Below are 20,731 nucleotides of genomic sequence, written 5' to 3' on the forward strand. Positions count from 1 at the left end.
GACTCTAGCCCCTGGCTCTGCGGCCACCCGCCGCGGCTTCCAGCGCTCCCAGAGTGTCCTCTTCATCCCGGCCGTGAGCGGAAGCCGTCTCCGCGGGCGGGGTGGACGCAGCCGTGTACGTTCCGTAGTAGGAATAGGCATCCCGTCCCTTGCTAGGAACATAGTTGAGGACGGCGCCCAGAACCCGCCCCTTGACCTTCTCGAGGTTTCCCAGGGACAGGTCCAGCTGCTCCTGGGTGGTCTTGCCGGTCCGGATGACGAGGATTGCGCCATCGGCAGCCCGGGAGAGGACAGCAGCATCCGTCACGGGAAGAAGCGGCGGCGCGTCGATGAGGACCACTGCATCCTTCGCCAAAGCCGCCAGCATGTTCTTCATGGCCCGCGACCCAAGCAACTCACTGGGGTTGGGCGGGATACGCCCCGACCCCAGAACTGAAAGGTTCGGCAAGGCACCCCAGGGCTGAAGGACATCAGCCAAATCCGCCGTGCCGGTGAGCACATCGGTGACCCCCACACCCGGAACAAGATTAAAGACGTCCACCAACGTAGGCCGGCGGAGATCGCCGTCGACCACCACCACGTTTTCACCCGCTGCCGCCATGGTGACCGCAAGATTGGCTGTGACGGTCGACTTGCCCTCTGCCTGGAGTGAACTGGTGACCACGATGACCCGCGGCGGCTGGTCCACGTCCAGAAAGCTGAGGTTGGTGCGCAGCTCGCGGAGGGCCTCGGCCATGGCCCCGCCGGCATCATGCAGATGTTCGGCGGTGCCGGCGTCCACAATGGTGCTCTTCCCATCCAGGCGGTGGTCCACGGGGAGGGTGCCGATCACGGGCACGCCGAACAGCCGTTCGATGTCTGCAGCCCGGCGGATGCGACGGTCCAGGTGGCGGCGGATGAGGGCGTAGGCCACGCCGAGGGCCAGTCCGACGAGAGCACCCAGGGCGAGGTTGAGCTTTGTGTTGGGTGAGGTTGGGCTGCTGGGGAGGACGGCCTTGCCCAGCGGGAGTACACGGACGGCCGTGGTTGCGTTCGCAGACGGCCCGGCGCCGGCGATTGCCGGGTTGGACGCGGTGTCGTTGGAGGGTGCCGTCTCGATGGCTTCCACCTGGTCAGCGAGGCCGTTGACCCAGGCGTCGGCTACGCGCTGGGCGGTTGCTGGATCAGGCGACTTTGCGGTGACAGTGATCTGGGCCGTGTCGAGAGGGACTTTGATGCTGATGCTCCCGAGCAGGGCGTCGGCACTCGTCTTCAGATCCAGGGCGTGGATGACGCGGTCCGCGACGAGCCGCGACTTGGCCACAGACTCGTAGTCCTTGACTTTGGCCTTGGCCAAGCTGTCACCGGCCAAGGCCAGGCTAACGTTGTCCGAGCCGGGAGTGACCACTATGCCGCTGGAATCGGAGGAATAGACCTTTGGTTGGAGAAGCGTCCATCCTGCGGCGGCCGTGGTGGCCAGCAGTGTGATTGCGACAATGGCCTTCCAGTACGTTCGGAGAACGTTCAGGTAGTCTGCCAGGTCCAAGCCAGGGGGCGTCTCCGCCGGGGCTGCTGCTGTGCTCACGATGGTTCCTTAAACTCAAGTTCTTGTATGCAGGGATGCGGGTAAGTTCAGTTGCTGGCGCGTTCCAGAATCGACTTGGCGACGAGCTGGTCTACGGCTCCGGCGACGGCCTCCCGATAACCTTCGGGTTTGCCATGCACGCTGCCGACGTATTTCGTTATCCCGTCCAGGCTGACGGGATTGGCGCAGGCTTCCCAGACTGCTGGGCCGATGCCGCTTAGGCGCACTATCTGGTTGTCCAGCATGATCAGAAGGTCCCCGGCGATAGCGACCGCATCCTTTGGAGTGGTGCGCTGGATGCAGCCGACCGGGATCTGTGGCTCTTGGACACTTTTTGCTCCTGCAGGCGCCCACTCTGTCTGGGTAGCCGGCTGCAGACGGAACAGAGGTTCCAACGCGGACGGGAGGTCTGCGGCTTCGGAATATGTCACCTGCCACACTCCCCCGACGCTCTCGATGAGGCGACAGAGTGACTGCAGCGGATCCACGACTTCTGCCTGCGAAGAAGACTCCGGGACCAGCGCCAACACGGCATCTGCCAGCGGTACCCTCTCCAGCGCCGGGGCCATGTGCCGGGCCCCCTCGACACGGTTCAGGAGCACGATCGACTGGATGTAGGGCAACGCCGGAGCCGGCTGCAGCCCAAACTCATCCGGGGACGCCTGGCGCTTCGAGGTGCCGGCCTCCTGTTTGACGGACAGGGGCTTGGGATAAGGAACCACCGAACCGTCCCAGGCAATGGCCACCGTTTCATCCGTGACATAGCCATAGGTCCTGGCGAGCACGGAGGCGGCCGTGGTCTTTCCCGTTCCCGACTTGGCCACCAGCGCGACCACTGCCCCGGTAGCTGGATCCGCCACCCCACACGCGTGGAGCATGGTCAGCTCACCGGCGTTGGCCAGGATGGCAGCTACCGTGAGCCGGGACGTGAGGTTCTCAGCCAGTTCCTCAAAGGAAGCTGCCGCGAGCTGGAAGGTGCCCTCGCTATGTTTCGTGGACGTGCAGGTGACCGAGGCCGTGAACGACTCGCCGGGCAGCGGTTCCGCGGGCACGGGCGGCAGCAAAGGTTCATGGCTGCTGACGCAGCGAGCCCACGCCGAGCTCATACTGGCCCGCTGCTGCCAAGTGACTACAGAGCCCCAGCGGACCACGAACTGCTGTCCCAAAACATCCAGGCACAGCAGGTCGCCACCCCTTGCCAACTCCTCAAGCATGCGCTGCTTCCACGCCAGCCCTGCGCTTTCCGTGGTTCCCGTTGCCGTCATGTCGTTAGTGGGAGTCGCCGCGGGCAGACTCGATCAGGCGCTGCGCTTCGAGGCTTGCCAGGAAGCCTTCCACTTGGGCCTGCATCTGTCCTGACTGATCCTCGAAGGTCGACGCAAGCTCAGCAAAGATGTCCTGCTCGCTGCGCTGTCCATCGATAAGGTCCCAGATAACCGCAGCTGTTCCCTCCAAGACTACGGGCTGACTTGCATCGAGGTGCAGTAGTGCGACGCGGGTTCGGGGTTTGGTGCAGACTTCAGCGACCAGGCCGCCACGTTTCCAAACCATCAGGGGTACGTCACGGTCAATGTGGAAGGGACCGCCGTCAAGGACGTTCCGCTGTTCAGGGTGACTTGCAAGGCGACATCGTAAATATATGTTCCCTTAGTTGCCTTATCGGTATAGCTAAATGTAGACAGAGCGAAAGTCAGCGCGTGGGCTCCGGCGGAGGCGGGAACGCTGCCTGAGAAGGAGGAGCTTTGCTTGTTTTGGGAAACGGAGTTCGTTCCGCTTCCTTGAGACACCCCGCCGACAGAGATCAACGCTTTCTGGTTCTTGTCACGAGCCGTAAAGGTGACACTGTATGAAACGGTGGGACCAAGGAAAGAACTGCCCGTTTGAATGGTGAAACTGGTGGGCCCAGAAGCCGAGGTTGCTCCAGCCAGAGTAAAGGAGGACAGCGGCCCTAAGCTGGCGGAAGCCGGGGTAGTCGTCCCCGGCGATGCCGCAGCAGCTGGAGCAGCTATGGCGGTGGCAATAACCGGAAGTGACCAGGCGACACCCGCGACGACCCTGCGCCGGCTGAAATCGCTTCCTTCTTTTTCATCAGTGTTAGCGTTCAAAACCTCAGACAATTGTGCCCCCAGAGTAGGTTCCGGATGCGGCTGCCTATTTGAGACCGGCAGGGCGCATCGGCCGGTTTGCCCGGCTTCGCCTACTCTTACGAACGCAAATAAAGAATTTTGAAAAGGGCTTGCAAGGTTCAATCAAGAATTCTGCAAGGCTTGCCAAAGGGTAATTACACGAGGGGAATTCCCGTGAACCTCGGCTCGCGCTTCTCCTGGAACGCCCGGAAACCCTCCGCATAATCCTCGGTCTTGCAGAGGCGCGCCTGCTCCTCGTTCTCCTCCTGCATGGCCTGCCACAGGCCCAGCCGCTGGTCGCGGATGTGCGCCACCAGCTCCTTCGAGGAGACGAAAGCACCGGTTGCGCCGGCAGCAACCCGCGAGACAATCCCCCGCGTCGACTCCAACAGCGATTCAGCTGGCATGGCGCGGCTGAACATCCCCTGCGCCACCGCCTCGGCGCCCGAGATCAGGTCCGCCGTGTAGATCAGGTCCAGCGTCCGGTGCATGCCCAGCCGCTCCGTGAAGTACCAGTGCCCGCCGGAATCCAGCGTGGCCCCCAGCTTGGCGAACGGCGACCCGAACTTCGCGTTCTCCGCCACGTACACCACGTCCGTGGCCAGCAGCAGTCCCAGCCCCACGCCCAGGCATGCCCCCTGGGCGGCCGCAAAGGTTGGCGCCGGGAAAGCCGCCATCTTCTTCAGCAGCGGCTCCACCAGCCCGCTCAGGTACGCCGCGGCGTCGTCGTTCTCCGGGGTGACCCCCGCGATGTCCCGGCCCGCGCAGAAGGCGCGCCCCTCTCCCCTCAGCAGCAGCGCCCGCGCCTCACCAAGTGAGGCGGCGGCAGCAGCGTCGTCGTACGCCTGTGCTAAATCCCGCAGCGCCTGCTCATCCAGCGAGTTCAGCTTGTGCGGCACGTCCAGCACTACCTCGGCGATGCCGTTGCTGATGGAAAGAGAGATCATGGGGCTCCTTGGGTGGGAAAGGGAAAGACTTAGACGTCGAAGTCGACCGTGACTTCCTTGCTGGTCGGGTGGCTCTGGCAGGTCAGGACGTAGCCCTTGTCCAGCTCATCCTGCTCCAGCGCGTAGTTCTCGTCCATGGTCACGCTGCCGGTGACCACCTTGGCCCGGCACGTGCCGCACACTCCCCCGGCGCACGCGAACGGCACGTCCGGGCGCACCCGCAGCGCCGCGTTCAGGATCGACTCACGGGCGTGGGTTGGGCTGGCCACCTCGCCCTGCAGGCCGTCCAGCTTGAACGTGATCTTGTACGTCTCCTTGGACTCGTCCACGATGACGGGACGGCCGGCCTGCCCCTCCGGACGGTCCGGCTTGCCTGAGGTGAACAGCTCGAACCGGATGTGCTCCGGCTTGACCCCGCGCTCGGCCAGGGTGTCCCGGCACAGCTGCACCAGCTCGAACGGCCCGCACAGGAACCACTCGTCCACATCGTCCGCGTGCAGGGCGGTGCCCAGCAGCTGCTGCAGCTTTTCCGCATCGATCCGGCCACTCAGCAGCGGCGCGATCCGCTGCTCACGGCTCAGCACGTGGTGGATGGCCAGCCGCTGCGGGTACTTGTCCTTCAGGTCCGCGAGCTCCTCCAGGAACATCACGTCCATGGCGGCCTTGTTGGCATAGATCAGGTCGAACCGGGTGTCCGGGTTGGCGGCCAGCAGTGTGCGGGCGATGGCGATCACCGGGGTGATGCCGGACCCGGCCGCGATGGCCACGAAGTTGCCCGGCTCCCCCGCCAGCTCCTCGGGGTGGTTCATGGAGTTCATGACGTTCTGCTCCACGGCCTGCCCGTCCCGGCCGTGCTTGGACACGAACGCGCCCATGGGGCTCATCACGTCCAGCGTGTCCCCCGCCTTCAGCTCGGCGTTGGCCCACGTGGAGAACAGCCCGCCCAGGTCCTTCTTGATCGCCACCCGGATCTCGCTGGTGCCGTCCGCGAAGCTGGGCGGCTCGGCGCAGATGGAGTAGCTGCGCCGGATCTCCTTCGGCTCGCCGGTTTCGTCCGGCAGCGTGGTGCGCAGGGCCACGTACTGGCCGGGCAGGTAGTCGAACTTGCCGGCGAGCTCGGCCGGCACGTGGAAGCTGACCTCGATGGCATCGTCGGTGAGCCGGCGCACCTCCTTCACCTCAAGGGTGTGGAAGGACGGACGACGGCGGCCGGTCGCCTCAGCCTCTTCGGCGGCGGTCTGGCGGACAACAGTCATGGTGGTTCCTTACAGGACTTTGAAGTAGTCGAACGGTTCCTTGCAGTCCTGGCAGACGTACAGCGCCTTGCAGGACGTGGAACCGAAGCGGGTGAGTTCCCTGGTGTTGAGGCTGCTGCACTGCGGGCACTTGACGGCCAGGCTCAGCCGGATGGGGCCGGAGTGGCCGCCGGCCCGGGAGTTGCCGCTGGGCGGGGCGATGCCGTACTCCTGCAGCTTGGCCTTGCCGGCCTCGGTCATCCAGTCCGTGGTCCAGGCCGGGGCCAGGACCAGGTCCACGTGCACGTCCCCGTAGCCCTCCTTTTCGAAGGCCCTGTAGAGGTCGTCGCGGATGGCATCCATGGCGGGGCAACCCGAGTACGTGGGCGTGATGGTCACCCGCACGCCCCCGTCCGCGCCGACGTCGACCTTCCGCAAAATCCCCAGGTCCGCGATGGTGAGCACCGGGATCTCGGGGTCCACGACGGTGGCCGCGATGTCCCAGGCGAGCTGGTCCGCCGACTGTGCTGCCGGGGTCGTACGCTTTGCCTCAAAGTCGCTGACGTAGATGTCCACGACGGTCACCAGCTTGCCCCGGGATGCTCGCGGGCCAGCACCTGCATCTCCGCGAGGATATAGCCCAGGTACTCCGAGTGCCGGCCCTGCCGGCCGCCGCCCGGGGCTGCGGGCACGTCCGGGACCTCCAGCTCGGCTTCTTCGAGGACGTCCGCCACCAGGCGGTCGAAGTCCTCCCTCAGGCTGGAAGGCGCGACGGCGGCACCGGCCTGGGCGAGCTTTTCGGTCAGTTCGTCGTCCTGGAACAGTTCGTTGACGTACGGCCACATGGTGCGCAGGCCGTGGATCATCCGGGTGCGCGACTCGTCCGTGCCGCCGGCTAGGCGCAGGACCCACTGGGTGCTGTGGTCGCGGTGGTAGTCGACTTCCTTCACGGCCTTGGCGGCGATGGCCGCCAGGGTGGCGTCCGTGGATTCGGTGAGGCGGCGGTAGAGCTCGTACTGGTAGTAGCTCACCACGAACTGGCGGGCGATGGTGGCCGCGAAGTCGCCGTTGGGCTGCTCGAACAGCTGGACGCTGCGGAACTCGTGCTCGCGGCGGAAGTAGGCCAGGTCATCCTCGGACTTGGCCGTGCCGTCCTCGTTGGGCATGCCGGCGCCGGCGTAGGTGAGGAAGCTGCGGGCGTGGCCCAGCTGGTCCAGGGCGATGTTGCCCAGGGCGATGTCCTCTTCCAGCTCCGGGGCGCGGGAGATCCAGTGGCCCAGGCGCTGCGCGAGGATCAGGGCGTCATCGCCGAGCCTCAGTGCGTATTCGGCGACGTCCTCGGTGGGCTTGGCCAGTCCGGTCTTGACCTCAAGGGCGATGTCCTCCGGGCGGAGGGCGTTGCCGGGGGTGATGCGTGTGGCGGACGCGTTCGAGTCGCCGCCGGCCACGCCGGTGGAGATGTCGCCGTGGCCGGTGGTTTCCGTGGCTTCGGGTGCCTGGGGGCTCACAGGTGCTTCACTCCCTCGCTCTTGGTGTAGTACGTGGCGTGCCGGTAGTCCTTGCCCTGGGGCGATTCGAAGAAGGAGCCCTTGGAGTCGGGATCGCTGGCGGCGATGGCGTCGGCCGGGACAACCCAGATGGAGACGCCCTCGTTGCGGCGGGTGTAGAGGTCGCGCGCGTTGCGGAGGGCCATGGCGGCGTCCGGGGCGTGCAGGGATCCCGCGTGGACGTGGCTCAGGCCGCGGCTGGAGCGGACGAAAACCTCCCAGAGGCCCCAGGTGGAGCGGTCGTGGTGGTTTACTGCGGTCTCCGTGGGGGCAGCCTCTACCTTGGGGCTGGCCTTGGGGGCTTCGCGGTTGATCTCGGTGGCCGAGCTGGCCGGGGTTTCGGGGTTGCCGTGCGGGCTCATGCTGCGTGTTCCTTCTGCATCTTTGCTGACTGTTTTGCTGCGTAAGCCGCGGCTGCTTCCCTGACCCAGGCGCCGTCGTCGTGCGCTGCCCTCCGGCGCTCAAGGCGCTGGGCGTTGCAGGGGCCGCGGCCGGCCAGGACTTCCTGGAACTCGTGCCAGTCCAGGGGGCCGTGCTCCCACTTCTTGGTGTCCTCGTTGAAGCGGATCTGGTCATCGGGGAGGGTGAGGCCCAGGACCCGGACCTGCTCCACCATCATGCCGACGAACCGGCTGCGGAGCTCGTCATTGCTGAACCGCTTGATGTTCCAGGCCATGGACTGCTTGGAGTTGGGGGAATCATCATCCGGAGGGCCGAACATCATCAGGGCCGGCGCGTACCAGCGGTTCACGGCGTCCTGGGCCATCTGCTTCTGGGCAGGCGTGCCGTTGGAGAGCTCCAGGAGGATCTCGAAGCCCTGGCGCTGGTGGAACGACTCCTCCTTGCAGATGCGGACCATGGCCCGGCCGTAGGGGCCGTACGAGGCCCGGCACAGCGGGACCTGGTTGCAGATGGCTGCGCCGTCCACCAGCCAGCCGATGGCACCCATGTCCGCCCAGGTGAGCGCGGGGTAGTTGAAGATGCTGGAGTAGCGGGCCTTGCCGGCGATGAGGTCGTCCATCATCTTGTCCCGGGACTGGCCCAGCGTTTCGGCGGCCGAGTAGAGGTAGAGCCCGTGGCCGGCCTCATCCTGGACCTTGGCCATGAGGATGGCTTTGCGCTTCAGGGTGGGGGCGCGGGAGATCCAGTTGGCCTCCGGCTGCATGCCGATGATCTCCGAGTGCGCGTGCTGGCTCACTTGGCGCAGGAGGGTCTTGCGGTAGGCGGCGGGCATCCAGTCGCGGGGCTCGATGCGCGAGTCCTCGGCGATGATCCGGTCGAAGTGGGCCTGGCCTGCCGCATCTGCTGTTTCGCTGGTTCCAGCCGTTAGCTCGACCGGCACTGACTGCAAGTTCTGCGCTGCCATGGTTGCTCCTATGCAAAGACCTTCTGGGACGTGCGGAATTATTTACCGACCGTTCGTTCAGGATATGTTGGCGTGCCGGAACTCGTCAAGCGTGCCGCCCCTCTTCCGACGCCCGCTCACCTTTGGCAACCTTTCTCCCCACGCCCGCTCACGTCTCGCAACCTTTCCTCCCACGCCCGCTCACTCCCGGCGCGGCTCGGCTGAATGCGGGCTCACTGCCGCGGACCGCGGGGAACAGTACTGCGAGCGCTCGCAGGGGACTTTCAGCCCTATAGCCGGGCCCGCAAAGCTTGTCATTCTTGTAGAGGTACCGTCCGGGTCCCCAGTTTTCGGGGCCGGATCGGCGGACTTGAGGGGGATCCGGGAGAGCTTCCAGCCTGCAGGACGGGATGCAGAGCTTGGGCGGGCAATGTTTGGGTGAGGAGTTGACGCGTGGTAACCGTGGAGGAGTACAGGGCAGTGCACGGCAGTGGGCCAGCCAGCCGGAAAGACCTGGCAGCCGAGCTTGGCGATGGGGGATGCAACGTCATCAGGAACAGCGGCGGAGTGATCGGCCGGTGGGGCTCCTGGGAGGTAGCCAGCAGGGCCCTGAACGAACTGCAAAAGCTTGGGTTCGGGTTCGAGTACTGGTTGGAGGAGTCCCATCAGTGGGCGCGCGAAACTGGGTTGAGGACCAGTTGCTCGGTCTGCGGTATGTCACGGGGGATCCCTGCGTTGGCCGGCCGGATTATGGGCATCGAATGGTCATGATTTATCGGCTGGTCTTTCTCCTGTAGGCCTGCAGTTTGCCGTTCCTTGCGGAGCGGACTTTCGGCCCTGCCCGTGTACGGGGTGTTGCGGGATGATGTGGTGAGGATTCTTCCGAACGGGGCGGCCATTTGAAATGGGGTGGCCGGGGAGGGCATGAGCCGATAAGAGCATCGTCATGGATACATCAGCAACACCACAGAATGGGGTTCGGTCCGAGGCACTGCCCGTCCGGGTGTTCATCGTCAGCGACCATGAGTTGGTCCGGCAGGGGCTGCGGGACTTGCTGGAGCATGAAGGATTCCAAGTGGTGGGTGAAGGCGGCTCGGCGGCTGAAACCTACCGCTTGATCCCGAGCCTGGATCCGGACATCGCTGTCCTGGACGAGCGCCTGCCGGACTCTACGGGCATTGAGGTCTGCCGCCACCTGCGCTCTACCGCGCCGTCGGTGAGATGCCTGATTCTGACCGGTTGGGACGAACAGCACGGGGTGAGGGCAGCCGTGCTGGCGGGCGCGTCAGGGTACGCGGTGAAGCGGGTCGGGGGCATCGGGGATTTTCTCAACGATGTCCGTGCGATAGCAGCCGGCCGCTCGCTGCTGGAGCCAGAGATCCGGGAAAGGGTTGCCGAGAGCCTCTCCGCAACTGCTGGGGTCCACTGGCTGGAGGCCATGACCTTTGAGGAGCGCAACGTCTTTGCGCTCATGGCCCGCGGCATGACCAACAGGCAAATCGAACTGCATATGACGGCTTCCCAGGAGACGGTTGTCCGCTGCGTGTCTTCGGTCTTGCAGAAACTGGGCTTCAGCCGGCGGGACAAACTGGCGCCACCGGCTGCTACGGGTCAAAGCGTCTGAAGAGCGCTGGTTGGGCCGCCCGACCTCAGCCCGGCGCAGATCTGGGCAGCACCTGCAGTGGGGCTGTGGGTGCAGTCCAGGTGATGCTGGTCCCCTCGCCGGGGGCGCTGTCGATGGTGCAGGTCCCTCCCAGGCGGGCGGCACGGTTTTGCATGTTGTCCAGCCCGCTCGTCCGATCAGGATTTTGGAAGCCGCACCCGTGGTCCCGGACTGTGAGGACCACCTCGCCGTCCCGGGCTGCCAACAGGACCTGGATGTCTTCAGACCCTGAGTGCCGCACGGCATTGCTGACGCTTTCGTGCAGCACCGGCAGTAGTTGTTCGGCTACCTCGTAGTCCACTGCGTCATCGACAGGCCCGGAAAGCTGAATCCTGGGGAGGAACCCGGCAGCATTGGCGGCTTCCTGAACAGCTCGCAGGACCCGGCCGCTGAGCAGCTCCTGATCGGCTTCTCCGGTTTGGAGGGCGTAGATCGTGTCGCGGAGCTGATGGATGCAGTCGTCCAGTTCCGTGGTGATGCCGGCGACGCGCCGTTCATGCGCTGCCGGATCCGAGGTGTAGCGGCGCAGGCCCTGGATGCTCAGCCCTGCGGCGAAAAGCCGCTGGATGACCAAGTCGTGCAGGTCCCGGGCAATCCGTTCCCGGTCGATGAACAAGGCGTGTTCTTCCCGCAGCCGGTTAGTCTTCAAAAGGTCAAGGGTGAGCCCGATCCGGGAGGCGAACACGCAGCTCTGCTCAAGGTCCACGTCTGTGTACCGGGCGGTGCCGGCGGATCTTGCCAGAATCAGCACACTGTCGCGCTGGCCGTCGCTGTCACTGGCCAAGGCAGCCACCAGGACAGGGCCGAGCTTTCCGCTGACACGTCGTCGAAAACCTGCCGCGGGTCCCGCAGGAACTGGGATTGCCCCGTGGCAAGAACCTCCGAAAACACCGGGCCTGCGGGAAGTTCCTGCCCGGCCGGCATGGACTGTACGCCCAGAGCCGTCCGGCACCGCAGGCTGCCGTCACCGGCCAACGAAGCGATTACCGCCAACGCCGAGGAGGACGCGTGCAATGCCCGTTCAGCAATCATCTCCAGATTTTCTGTTTCCGAGCGCGGCTGGCTCTTCAGCCGGTCGCTGACCTCCATACCTGCTTCCAGCCAGCGTTGGCGGCTGTTGCTGTCCTCATACAACCGCGCGTTCTGGATCGCCACGCCCGCAGCGGAGGCCAGGGCCACCGCCAGATCCTCGTCCTCGGCGGTGAATTCGCGGCCCTCGATCTTTTCCGTCAGGGCCAGGATCCCGAACACTTCATCCCGTACCCGCACCGGAACGCCCAGGAAGGTCCGCATGGGCGGAAGACCCGGCGGGAAGCCCGCCGCGGAGGCATGCTCGCCAAGATTATTGAGGCGGAGCGGTTTAGGCTCACGGATCAGCTGCCCCAGCAATCCATAGCCGGTGGGAAGATCACCGATGAGACGGGCACCGACTTCATCAATGCCGACGGTGATGGTGCTCAGCTGCTGGTCATCGCCGATGACGCCCAGCGCGCCGTACTGCGCCCCGACAAGCTCACATGCTGACTGCACCACCCGGTCCAGCACGGCCTCAAGGCTGAGGTTTTCACTGAGGGAGACCACCGCGCCGAGGAGCCCTTCAACATGTTCCTGGGCCCGGACAAGGTCATCAGCCCGCTCCACAAACTCCCGCAGGAGGTTCCGGGTCCGCTGCTTAATAGGTTCTCGCCACATGAAAGCACCTCGGTCAAAGACCAACGTCGTTCCATGGCGGGCTGCATCGCCTCGGAAAAAGGATATCTGCAGCAGCCCCAGCGTCTACCCACCAATCCTACCAACCCCAGCCACCATTGAGCCCGGAACTGGTGGGGTCTTTTGTCCCTGTTGGTCCCGCAGCAGCGGAACGTCTACTGGAAGTCCACCAAACTGAAGGGCCAAGAACATGGCGCGTGGATTCGAAGTCAGAACGAACCATTTGGACTCCCCCCGTTTCCGGCTTCTAACCCCTGACGGTCACGCACTGGAAGTATCCGGCCAGTCCCAGGACAAGTCCGCCGCGCCGGCCTCCGAGGCTGACGCCGACGGTATGGGCTTGGGCGACAAGCCTGCTGGTGTCCGCAACCAAGACGGGACAGACCAGGTCCGCGTACGGCGGCTGACTGTCGCTGACCCACCGCCCAGCGTCCAGTCAGCCATGGGGGCCCGTCAAACACGTCATGCACCGTCCGCCGCCCACCCGGACAAAGCCCTGGAGGAAAGCCTCATCGCAAGCGAGAACATCAACGACGCACTTTCGGCCGTGGTGACGCTGGTGGATTTCACTGCCTCAACCGGTGACGGCACCTCGTGCAGCATCACGCTCCTCAATCCGAAGAAAACGCCCGTCCACGCCTGCAATGGAGTATTGGCCGCCCAGGTTATTGACTTGCAGGAGCGGCTCGAGGAAGGACCTGCACTCACAGCCATCACCGGCCGCCGGACCATCATCATGCGCAGCACGTCCTTTGACAACCGCTGGCCCAAGTTCACCCCGTCCGCCTCGGCATGCGGTATCGGCTCCGTACTGGCCGTACCCATTGCCATCGACGAGGGGTCGGCAGCGGTATTGACGTTCTCCACCCAGGTGCCCGGCGGCCTCCAGTACGGTGACATCGTCGCCGCTGAAGGCTTCGCCGACCGGATCAGCGGCCCCCTGCGTTCGGCCCTGCGCATCGCAGAACTGAAGGAAACCGTCGATCAACTGTATGCAGCCCTGTCCCACCGCACCGTCATCGACATGGCCTTAGGGATCCTGATTGGCCAAAACCACTGCGACCACGAAACCGCCTTCGGGATTCTTCGGCGCGCCTCCAGCAACCGGAACATCAAAGTACGGGACCTTGCGGCAGCAATAGTGGCGTCCGCCTCAGGCGGCAGCGAACCACCGGTGCACTTCCAAACTTGACGCCGACCAAAACCCTCACCGCTCGTCCTCCCTGTTGATCCGCGGCTCACCCTGTCGGTCAGGCCGACCTAGGCTCCCTTGGCGGCCCTTTGAGCGGGGGCCTCGGGGCGGGCTGCGTAGACAGCAGCCTGGGTGAGTTGTTCGAAGCCAAGCTTGGCAAGCACGGAGGAGACGTAGTTCTTCACTGTTTTCTCAGCCAGTCGCATCTCCTGACCGATTTCCCGGTTGGTCATTCCCTGACCAATGAGCTCCAGGACCTTCCGTTCCTGCACGCTCAGACCGGAAAACCTCGGATTCATCCGGGCCTCCTCACCCACCCCCGGAGGACCCGCTCCTCAACACCAGGCCCGAAAGTCTTCTCCCCGGCAGCCACCCTCCGGATGCCGTTGATCAGATCGTGGTTGCCAATCTCCTTCAGAACATAGCCTGCTGCCCCCGCCAGGACCGCTCCCCGCAGGGCCTGCTCGTCGTCAAAACTCGTCAGGATCAGGCAACGAATTTCCGGATCGATCCCCCGGACGTCCCGGCAAACCTCGATGCCCGTCCCGTCGGCGAGCCTGCCATCAAGGACGGCCACATCCGGCCGCAAAGCAGGGATGCGGCGTGAGGCCTCCACCGCCGAGCCCGACTCCCCCACCACTTCCATCCCCTCGCCCTCAACCAGGTCCCTCAAACCCCGCCTGACGAGTTCATGGTCATCCAGGATAAAAACCCGAAGCGGGCGCCCATCCTTGTAATGCTTTACCTCTGGCATAGTGTCCTCATCCCCCAACTTCCCCGATGTCAACATTGGCCACCTGCGGCACAAATGCACCACCACCACAGTCGCCGCAGCAAACGAAAACGAATAGGGCCGAAAGTCCGTCTCCCCGGAATGGAAACCCACTGATCGCGCCCCGCTGCACATTCGACGCGGATGTTCGTTCCAGGGGCGGACCTTCCCCCGCGCGGCCCAAATACGGGGCGCGAAAAGGAATCTGCGCAGCGGAAATGAGTTTGCGCGTCGCCGCCACGCCGCGCGCGAAAGGCGCGGGCCGCCGTCGTACCCCTTACCACAGCCAGGAACCAGCACTTCTTAAGCCTTTCTTAAAGCCCACGGAGGAGAGTGGAATGACAGGCCGAACAGCGGCCCCCACGCCACGCCCCCAAGGAAGACATGCACGGATCAGCCCACAACGACCGACCGAACCAGCACACCGCTCCCACGGCACCCCCGGCCGTCGGCACCCAGTTCAGGGCACTCCCCCAGCCCCGGCACTGGCTGCCGGTGGGCATCGTGCTGTGCGCCGCCGTCGTGGTGCTGGGCCTTGCCGTGCAACTGGTCCCCGGCGACACAACCGCGGAACTGGGCGTTGACCAAAACCTCAGCCTGCACCACGTTGCCGTACTGACCGCCGTGGCGATGGGGATCAACCTGCTGTTCGGCCCGGTGGTCGGCCTGGCCCTCATCGCGGTTGCCGCCCTGGGCATCTGGCTGTTCCGGCGCGACCTGGTGACCGCCGTCGCCTTCGGGCTCACCGCATGCTCGGGCTGGGTGGCGAGCGAGGCCTTCAAGCTCCTGTTCGCCCGGCAGCGGCCCAACCCTGCGATGCTGTTCGACCCCCTGGCGCCGGAGACCGGATCCAACAGTTTCCCCAGCGGGCACGTCAGCTTCGCCGTGGCCCTGGCCTTCGCGCTGTACTTCCTGGCCCGCGGAACCCGCTGGGCCCGGCCGGTTGCGGTGGGAGGCGCGGTCATGGCGCTCATCGTCGCCTGGTCACGGCTGTACGTGGGGGTCCACTACCCCACCGACGTCGCAGCCTCCTTCTTTGCCGCGAGCGCCGCAGTGGTCCTGCTCGCCGGGCTCTGGAACCGCTTCGCCCCTGCCCTGATGGAACGCCTGCCGGCCACCGTCCTCCGCCCCTTCGGCCGGGCATAGGGAGCATTCATGCACAGCCTCCTGATACCCCTGGCAGCAACCGCCGGTTCGCCCTCGCTGCTTGATCCCGCCGGCCTGCTGGAGGGCTTCGGCCCGGCCGCACTGGGCGTCATCGCCGCGATGGTGTTCATCGAATCCGGCGTCCTGTTCCCCTTCCTGCCCGGCGACTCCCTCCTCTTCACCGCAGGCCTCCTGCACCAGCAGCTGAACCTGGCGCTGCCCCTGCTGATCGGCGTGATCACCGCGGCCGCGATCGGCGGCGACCAGGTGGGGTACCTGCTGGGGCGCAAGTTCGGCCGCCGCTGGTTCAAGGACGATGCCCGCATCCTCAAAACCGCCCACCTGACCGTCACGGAAGAGTTCTTCCGCCGCCATGGAGGCGCCGCCGTCGTACTGGCCCGTTTTGTGCCCATGGTGCGCACGTTCGCGCCGGTCACCGCCGGAATTGCCCGCTACGAATACAAGGCGTTCACCCTCTGGAACATGGCAGGGGCCCTGGCGTGGGCGACGTCGGTGACCCTCCTGGGCACGTGGCTGGGCCACTACGAGATCATCGCCAACAACATCGACATCATTGCCGTGGTGATGGTCCTGGCCTCCGTGGTGCCGTGGATTGTCGAATATTTGAAGCGCCGCCGGAAGAACAGGCTCGCCGCAGCTGAAGAACCTCTTGATGAAGGTGTCGAGGCGGCTGCGGAAGAATAGGCGGCATGACAACAGGTGAGGGGCCGGCCCTGCTGCTGGTGGAGGACGATCCCGTCCTGGGTCCGCTGATTGCCGAACTGCTGGAGCCGGACTTCACGGTGCGGCTCGCGGTGAACGGGCAGGAGGGCCTGCACCTGGGGCTGACGCAGCCGTGGGACGTGATGGTGATCGACCGCGGCCTGCCCGTCATGGACGGCATCAGCGTCATCACCGCCCTGCGGGCCAAAGGCATCGGCACCCCCATCCTGATCCTCACCGCGCTGGGCGACACCGACGAGAAAGTCCGCGGCCTGGACGCCGGCGCCAACGACTACCTGGCAAAACCGTTCGACGGCGGCGAGCTGGCTGCGCGCCTGCGTGCACTGACGCGCACCTACGGTCCGCCCGCCGGGCAGGGTCCGCACGCCGGCCCGGTGGGCATCGGCACGTGGGAATTCCATCCGGCGTCGCGCTCCGTCCGGTCCCTCTACGGCGATCTGGTGACGCTGACCGCGAAGGAGGCCGAGGTGCTGGCCGCGCTGGCGGCGGAGCCTGACCGGGTGTTCACCAGGGACGAACTGCTCGCCGCGCACTTCCAGGAGACGGACCAGCCCGGCGTGATCGACACCTACGTCCACCACCTGCGCCGCAAGATCGACAGGGCCCTGATCCGCACCGTCCACGGCGTGGGCTACCAGATCGGCGAGCCCTCATGACTGCACCCGTTCCTTCCGGGCCGCGCACCACTGCTGCTGCCTCCGCCGACCCGGACCGGGAGATCCTTCGCCGCGCGTCGCTGAAGGTGGCACTGCGGATCAGCGCCGGGGTTGCCACCCTGGTGCTCATCCTCCTGGCCGCCGCCACCGCCTTCCTCATGTACAAGCTCGCCCACCCGGTCCAGCCCGCCTCTGCCTCGGGAAAGCCGTACACCTACCTGGATTCCAGGGACCTGATTGAGGGGATGATCCTGGCCGGCCTTGCGGGCGTGGTGCTGGCCGGGGTGGTGGGCTGGCTCAGTGCGCGCAGCGCCATCCGGCCGCTGGGTGAGGCGCTGGCCCGGCAGCGGCGGTTCGTCCAGGACGCCAGCCACGAACTGCGCACCCCGCTGGCCATCCTGGACACCCGCATCCAGCTGGCCCAGAGGAAGACCGAACCGGGCTCGGAACCTTCGCTGGCCCTGGCGAAGATCCGGGAGGACGCGTCCACGCTGACCGGGATCGTGAACGAGCTGCTCCTGGCCGCCACTGCGTCGGCGCCCGTGCCGGAACTTGAGCCGGTGGACGTGGCTTTGGCTGCCGAGTCCGCCGCCGGGAGCCTTCAGGACCTTGCCCGGCAACAGGGCGTCCGTTTAACGTTCGACGGCGGCGGGCCGGCTTTGGTGCGGATCGATCCCAGTTCGTTCCGGCGGGCGGTGCTGGCCCTGGCGGACAACGCGCTGGGGCATACCCCGGCAGGCGGGAGCATCACCATTGCCGCCTCAGCCGAGGGTTCCCGGGCGCTGGTCCGGGTAACCGACACGGGATCCGGCATCAGCGGGGTGGACCCGGACCGGATTTTCGACCGCTTTGTCCGCGCCGCCGGGCCTGCTGGGTCCGAGGGGCGGCGGAGCTTCGGGATCGGGCTGGCACTGGTCCGCGAGATTGCCTCCGCGGCCGGGGGCACCGTGAAGGTGGCCCGCACCGGCCCGGACGGGACCACCATGGAACTGTCGTTGCCCCTGGCGCCAGCCTGACTGCGGGCTTCTTCGTTTTCGACCCGCAAATGCACTATCGACGCGGACGTTCCCTTTCGCGGCCCACATTCGGGCCGCGAAAGGGAACATGCGCGTCGGAGCCGGGGTGGTGGCCAGGCGGCATCGTCGGCGGGACTGCGGGCTTTCCTGCGGGAATCCCTATTGCTCCACGGGTGAGGGCTCAATAGGTTGGTCTCACCCCGGCATGGCAGCTGGGCGGGCGCATCAAGCAGAGGGGCGCCGTTGGAGGGAGGACCTTATGCCGGCACGAAAGCGGGCCGCATCGATTTTTCTGGCCCTGCTGGTGTGTGCCGGGCTTGCGGGGTGCGAGTCGAAACCGCCGGCCCCCGACAATCCAAAGGAAACAGACGCACGGTCAGTGCACTTTACTGCTGCCGGCGACACCGGCATCGAGGACGGCGCCAGGGCCGTGCTCGACAAAATCAAGGAACTCTCGCCCGACTTCAACCTCCACCTCGGTGACATGTCCTACTCCGACGTTCCAGAGCAGCAGTTCTGCGACATGGTGACCGGAAAGCTGGGAACCGACTTTCCGTACCAGCTGGTTGCCGGCAACCATGAAAGCGACGGCCTGCAGGGCAATATCGAGAAGTTCGCGCAGTGCCTGCCGAACAAGCTGCCGGGCCTCCAGGGTGAATACGCCAAACAGTGGTACGTGGACCTGCCCCAGGAAAACCCCTTGATGCGGCTGATCCTGGTGTCCCCCGGAATTCCCTTTGACGGCGGGGACGAGCTGGACTATTCGGAGGGCAGCGAACGCCGGCAGTGGACAGAAAGCGCCATCGACGGTGCCCGTGACGCGAAGATCCCCTGGACGGTTGTTGGGATGCATACCCCCTGTTTCACCATCGGACGCTACAGCTGTGACGCCGGCCGGGAGCTGACCGAGATGCTGATCAAGAAAAAGGTGGACCTGGTCCTGAACGGCCACGAACACGTCTATCAGCGGACCAACCAGCTGGCCAACAGCGTCAGCTGCCGCCAGATGTCGACCAAGCGGGACTGCATGGCTGATACGGATGACTCCCTCGCCAAAGGCAAGGGCACGGTATTTGTCACGTCAGGCCTGGGCGGCAGGAACATCAGGCCCATCAACACCAAGGATGAAGAGAAACCGTACTTCACGGCATGGTCCGGCAGCAACGTGGATCCGGCGCTGGGAACCCTGGACATCCGGCTGACCGAATCCCGCATGGACGTGAAGTTCGTGCCGGCCGAGGGATACAGCTTCACGGATTCGTTCAGCATCACCAAGTGACCTGGTTCGCCCAGTACCCCGGGCAGGCCTGACGGCGGACCCCCACGGGAGCTCCGCCGTCGTGCCTTCCATGTTGGCGCTGGTGCGCCCCTACGCCGCTCTCCGCTTCGGGGTGGTCCGGGTCTCCGGAACGGAGGTCTCGGCCTCGGTGGCGGGAGGCGTTACGCCGCCGGCGCGGCCCGGAGGCGTGGATTCTGCCAGGCGGGCCTTGGCGTCCAGGACGTCACCGATGAACCAGTCGTAAAGCAGCACGCCGATCACGCCGCCGACGATGGGGCCGACGATGGGCACCCAGAAGTACCAGCTGAACGCCCCGTCCACTGTGCCAGGCAGCGCCGTTTGGCCCCATCCGGCCATCCACGCGAAAAGCCGCGGGCCGAAATCACGGGCCGGGTTGATGGCATAGCCGGCGTTGGCGCCAAGGGAGATGCCGATGGCGGCGACCGCGAGCCCGATCATGAACGGGCCCAGGTTCGCCTGGACGGCGGTGTTGCGCATGTCGATGATGGCCACGACGAACATCACCAGGAACGCCGTGCCCACGATCTGGTCAACCAGCGGGCCGACGGCGTTTCCGTTGAAGTAGGGCGCCGGGAACGTGGCGAAAATTGAGTAGGTGGCCAGGCCCTTCGCGTCGCCGCGGCCGGTGCCCACGGCGGTGTTGTAGGCGTCAATCGCGTTGTAGTACAGCAGGTACACCAACGCCGCCCCTGCAAAAGCACCCACCACCTGGGCCACGATGTACGGGCCCACTTTGCGCCACGGGAATTTGCGGCGGACTGCAAAGGCAATCGTCACGGCCGGGTTGATGTGGGCGCCGCTGACGCCGCCGGCCACGTAGACGGCCAACGCCACGGCAAGGGCCCATCCCCAGGCTATGAGCAGCCAGTCGCCCGCCGCCATGAAGATGGTTGTTGATGTCTGGGCACGGCCCGATCCCGGCAACGCCGCGACCGCCATGGCCACGACGCCGTCGCCGAACGCGATCAGCACGAACGTGCCCAGGAACTCCGCAAGCAGCTCGCCCCAGGTCCCACCCAACCGCTTGAGTCCGCTGCCATTGCGGACCGCATTTCTCAGTGGACTTACATCACTCATCGCAGTACCTTCTTTGCGATTTTCTAGGTTTATGGCCTCACTTCAGGACCAATTGACAATGCGAGCACTTCTATGCTACGCCGAAAGTATCCCTAGGCAACAGACCGACGGTCACCCCTACCGGGCGGCACTTCTGACGCCAGCACCGCCGCCTTGTTTGAGCGGGCGCGGAGCCGGATTCCGCCAGGGAAGAGACACCCCGGACAGGTCCAGGTTGCCGTTGCAGGGACGTGGAGTTCGTTCGGAAAGGCAAGACCATGAACGACAGCAGCATCGAAAACACCCCAACTGCGGATGAGACACCGGAGGAACGGGAGCTGCGCGGACGGTACGTCAAAGGCGACTTTGGCAAAGCCGGTGCACAGCGCGGCCGCCATGCCGAAGACGAAGAGGGCCAGTACGTCGAAGGGGACTACGGCGGGGCGGGCGCCGAAGCCGGACTGCCCGAACCCCTGGGCGACAGGACCGTGGGAGCCGGCCGCTACGTGAAGGCCGACTACGGCGAGGCCGGGCCCGTCCCCGGCAGGACCGCAGCGTCCGAGACCGGCCGGTACCCGGAAGGAGACTACGGGAAGGGCGGCACTGTGGATCCCACGCGCAAGCCGGGCGGAGCCCAGGACCCGCGTGCGGAGCGGTAGCCGCCCGACCCGGCCACAGCGGCCTGCCCACCTGCACACGGCGGGCAGGCCGC

General features: G+C 65.6%; 22 protein-coding genes and 1 pseudogene. 9 read left to right on the plus strand and 14 right to left on the minus strand.

Annotated features, from left to right (window positions below; translation table 11 throughout):
• Nucleotides 1–4: 4 nt before the first annotated feature.
• The 10 genes from LFT44_RS15730 to paaA all read right to left on the minus strand — a co-directional run bounded on the left by LFT44_RS15730 (nucleotide 5) and on the right by paaA (nucleotide 8,785).
• Nucleotides 5–1,564 carry a polysaccharide biosynthesis tyrosine autokinase gene (locus LFT44_RS15730; RefSeq protein WP_236799362.1) on the minus strand — a complete coding sequence of 520 codons (1,560 nt, stop codon included), beginning with the start codon at nucleotides 1,562–1,564 and terminating at the stop codon, nucleotides 5–7.
• Between the two features lie 47 nt (nucleotides 1,565–1,611).
• The gene (locus LFT44_RS15735; protein ID WP_236799363.1) at nucleotides 1,612–2,829 is read right to left on the minus strand and encodes a hypothetical protein; all 1,218 of its coding nucleotides are present in this window, start codon (nucleotides 2,827–2,829) and stop codon (nucleotides 1,612–1,614) included.
• 4 nt (nucleotides 2,830–2,833) lie between these two features.
• Nucleotides 2,834–3,019: a PqqD family protein gene (locus tag LFT44_RS15740; RefSeq protein ID WP_236799364.1), complete on the minus strand. Its 186-nt coding sequence runs from the start codon at nucleotides 3,017–3,019 to the stop codon at nucleotides 2,834–2,836.
• 95 nt (nucleotides 3,020–3,114) lie between these two features.
• Entirely contained in the window at nucleotides 3,115–3,813 is a 699-nt protein-coding gene (locus LFT44_RS15745; RefSeq protein WP_236799365.1) for a hypothetical protein, read from the minus strand.
• 32 nt (nucleotides 3,814–3,845) lie between these two features.
• The gene (locus tag LFT44_RS15750) at nucleotides 3,846–4,637 is read right to left on the minus strand and encodes an enoyl-CoA hydratase/isomerase family protein (protein WP_236799366.1); all 792 of its coding nucleotides are present in this window, start codon (nucleotides 4,635–4,637) and stop codon (nucleotides 3,846–3,848) included.
• A 29-nt stretch (nucleotides 4,638–4,666) separates the two neighbouring features.
• Entirely contained in the window at nucleotides 4,667–5,893 is a 1,227-nt protein-coding gene (gene paaE / locus LFT44_RS15755; protein ID WP_236799367.1) for a 1,2-phenylacetyl-CoA epoxidase subunit PaaE, read from the minus strand.
• Between the two features lie 9 nt (nucleotides 5,894–5,902).
• Nucleotides 5,903–6,442, minus strand: a complete 540-nt coding sequence (paaD, locus tag LFT44_RS15760; RefSeq protein ID WP_442863783.1) for a 1,2-phenylacetyl-CoA epoxidase subunit PaaD — start codon at nucleotides 6,440–6,442, stop codon at nucleotides 5,903–5,905.
• Nucleotides 6,443–6,453: 11 nt separating this feature from the next.
• The gene (paaC, locus tag LFT44_RS15765; protein WP_236799368.1) at nucleotides 6,454–7,380 is read right to left on the minus strand and encodes a 1,2-phenylacetyl-CoA epoxidase subunit PaaC; all 927 of its coding nucleotides are present in this window, start codon (nucleotides 7,378–7,380) and stop codon (nucleotides 6,454–6,456) included.
• Entirely contained in the window at nucleotides 7,377–7,781 is a 405-nt protein-coding gene (paaB, locus tag LFT44_RS15770) for a 1,2-phenylacetyl-CoA epoxidase subunit PaaB (protein WP_236799369.1), read from the minus strand. Before paaB ends, paaC begins: the two co-directional genes overlap by 4 nt.
• Nucleotides 7,778–8,785: a 1,2-phenylacetyl-CoA epoxidase subunit PaaA gene (gene paaA / locus LFT44_RS15775; protein WP_236799370.1), complete on the minus strand. Its 1,008-nt coding sequence runs from the start codon at nucleotides 8,783–8,785 to the stop codon at nucleotides 7,778–7,780. Before paaA ends, paaB begins: the two co-directional genes overlap by 4 nt.
• A gap of 432 nt (nucleotides 8,786–9,217) precedes the next feature.
• On the opposite strand from paaA, the gene LFT44_RS15780 reads away from it, so the two are divergent.
• Together LFT44_RS15780 and LFT44_RS15785 are read left to right on the plus strand one after the other, a co-directional pair.
• Complete coding sequence (locus tag LFT44_RS15780) at nucleotides 9,218–9,535, plus strand: hypothetical protein (RefSeq protein ID WP_236799371.1); 318 nt, start codon at nucleotides 9,218–9,220, stop codon at nucleotides 9,533–9,535.
• A 175-nt stretch (nucleotides 9,536–9,710) separates the two neighbouring features.
• Nucleotides 9,711–10,388 (plus strand): response regulator transcription factor, encoded by a 678-nt coding sequence (locus LFT44_RS15785; protein ID WP_236799372.1) that lies wholly within the window; start codon nucleotides 9,711–9,713, stop codon nucleotides 10,386–10,388.
• A gap of 25 nt (nucleotides 10,389–10,413) precedes the next feature.
• Here the strand turns inward: LFT44_RS15785 and LFT44_RS22085 are convergent, their stop codons facing one another.
• Together LFT44_RS22085 and LFT44_RS22090 are read right to left on the minus strand one after the other, a co-directional pair.
• Entirely contained in the window at nucleotides 10,414–11,211 is a 798-nt protein-coding gene (locus LFT44_RS22085; protein ID WP_336885529.1) for a sensor histidine kinase, read from the minus strand.
• Nucleotides 11,172–12,119: a GAF domain-containing protein gene (locus tag LFT44_RS22090; protein ID WP_336885530.1), complete on the minus strand. Its 948-nt coding sequence runs from the start codon at nucleotides 12,117–12,119 to the stop codon at nucleotides 11,172–11,174. The genes LFT44_RS22085 and LFT44_RS22090 overlap by 40 nt, the downstream gene beginning before the upstream one ends.
• A 241-nt stretch (nucleotides 12,120–12,360) precedes the next feature.
• Here LFT44_RS22090 and LFT44_RS15795 point away from each other — a divergent pair, with 241 nt between their 5' ends.
• Nucleotides 12,361–13,329, plus strand: a complete 969-nt coding sequence (locus tag LFT44_RS15795; RefSeq protein WP_236799373.1) for a GAF and ANTAR domain-containing protein — start codon at nucleotides 12,361–12,363, stop codon at nucleotides 13,327–13,329.
• A 68-nt stretch (nucleotides 13,330–13,397) separates the two neighbouring features.
• Here the strand turns inward: LFT44_RS15795 and LFT44_RS15800 are convergent.
• Nucleotides 13,398–14,083 (minus strand): annotated as a pseudogene (locus LFT44_RS15800) (response regulator transcription factor).
• 402 nt (nucleotides 14,084–14,485) lie between these two features.
• Between LFT44_RS15800 and LFT44_RS15805 the strand changes: the two are divergent.
• The 5 genes from LFT44_RS15805 to LFT44_RS15825 all read left to right on the plus strand — a co-directional run bounded on the left by LFT44_RS15805 (nucleotide 14,486) and on the right by LFT44_RS15825 (nucleotide 18,942).
• Complete coding sequence (locus LFT44_RS15805; protein ID WP_236799374.1) at nucleotides 14,486–15,247, plus strand: phosphatase PAP2 family protein; 762 nt, start codon at nucleotides 14,486–14,488, stop codon at nucleotides 15,245–15,247.
• 9 nt (nucleotides 15,248–15,256) lie between these two features.
• On the plus strand, nucleotides 15,257–15,952 hold the full coding sequence (locus LFT44_RS15810; protein WP_236799375.1) for a DedA family protein: 696 nt from the start codon (nucleotides 15,257–15,259) through the stop codon (nucleotides 15,950–15,952).
• Nucleotides 15,953–15,957: 5 nt separating this feature from the next.
• On the plus strand, nucleotides 15,958–16,647 hold the full coding sequence (locus LFT44_RS15815; protein ID WP_236799376.1) for a response regulator transcription factor: 690 nt from the start codon (nucleotides 15,958–15,960) through the stop codon (nucleotides 16,645–16,647).
• A complete protein-coding gene (locus LFT44_RS15820; RefSeq protein WP_236799377.1) occupies nucleotides 16,644–17,663 on the plus strand; it encodes a sensor histidine kinase in 1,020 nt (339 codons plus the stop codon). The genes LFT44_RS15815 and LFT44_RS15820 overlap by 4 nt, the downstream gene beginning before the upstream one ends.
• Before the next feature lie 379 nt (nucleotides 17,664–18,042).
• The gene (locus LFT44_RS15825; RefSeq protein ID WP_236799378.1) at nucleotides 18,043–18,942 is read left to right on the plus strand and encodes a metallophosphoesterase; all 900 of its coding nucleotides are present in this window, start codon (nucleotides 18,043–18,045) and stop codon (nucleotides 18,940–18,942) included.
• A 90-nt stretch (nucleotides 18,943–19,032) separates the two neighbouring features.
• Here the strand turns inward: LFT44_RS15825 and LFT44_RS15830 are convergent, their stop codons facing one another.
• Complete coding sequence (locus LFT44_RS15830; protein WP_236799379.1) at nucleotides 19,033–20,040, minus strand: MIP/aquaporin family protein; 1,008 nt, start codon at nucleotides 20,038–20,040, stop codon at nucleotides 19,033–19,035.
• A 257-nt stretch (nucleotides 20,041–20,297) separates the two neighbouring features.
• Between LFT44_RS15830 and LFT44_RS15835 the strand changes: the two genes are divergently transcribed.
• Nucleotides 20,298–20,678: a hypothetical protein gene (locus LFT44_RS15835; RefSeq protein WP_236799380.1), complete on the plus strand. Its 381-nt coding sequence runs from the start codon at nucleotides 20,298–20,300 to the stop codon at nucleotides 20,676–20,678.
• Nucleotides 20,679–20,731: the final 53 nt, after the last annotated feature.

Origin of the sequence: Arthrobacter sp. FW306-05-C (genome assembly GCF_021801725.1) — a bacterium.
In the GTDB taxonomy this organism is placed as follows: domain Bacteria; phylum Actinomycetota; class Actinomycetes; order Actinomycetales; family Micrococcaceae; genus Arthrobacter.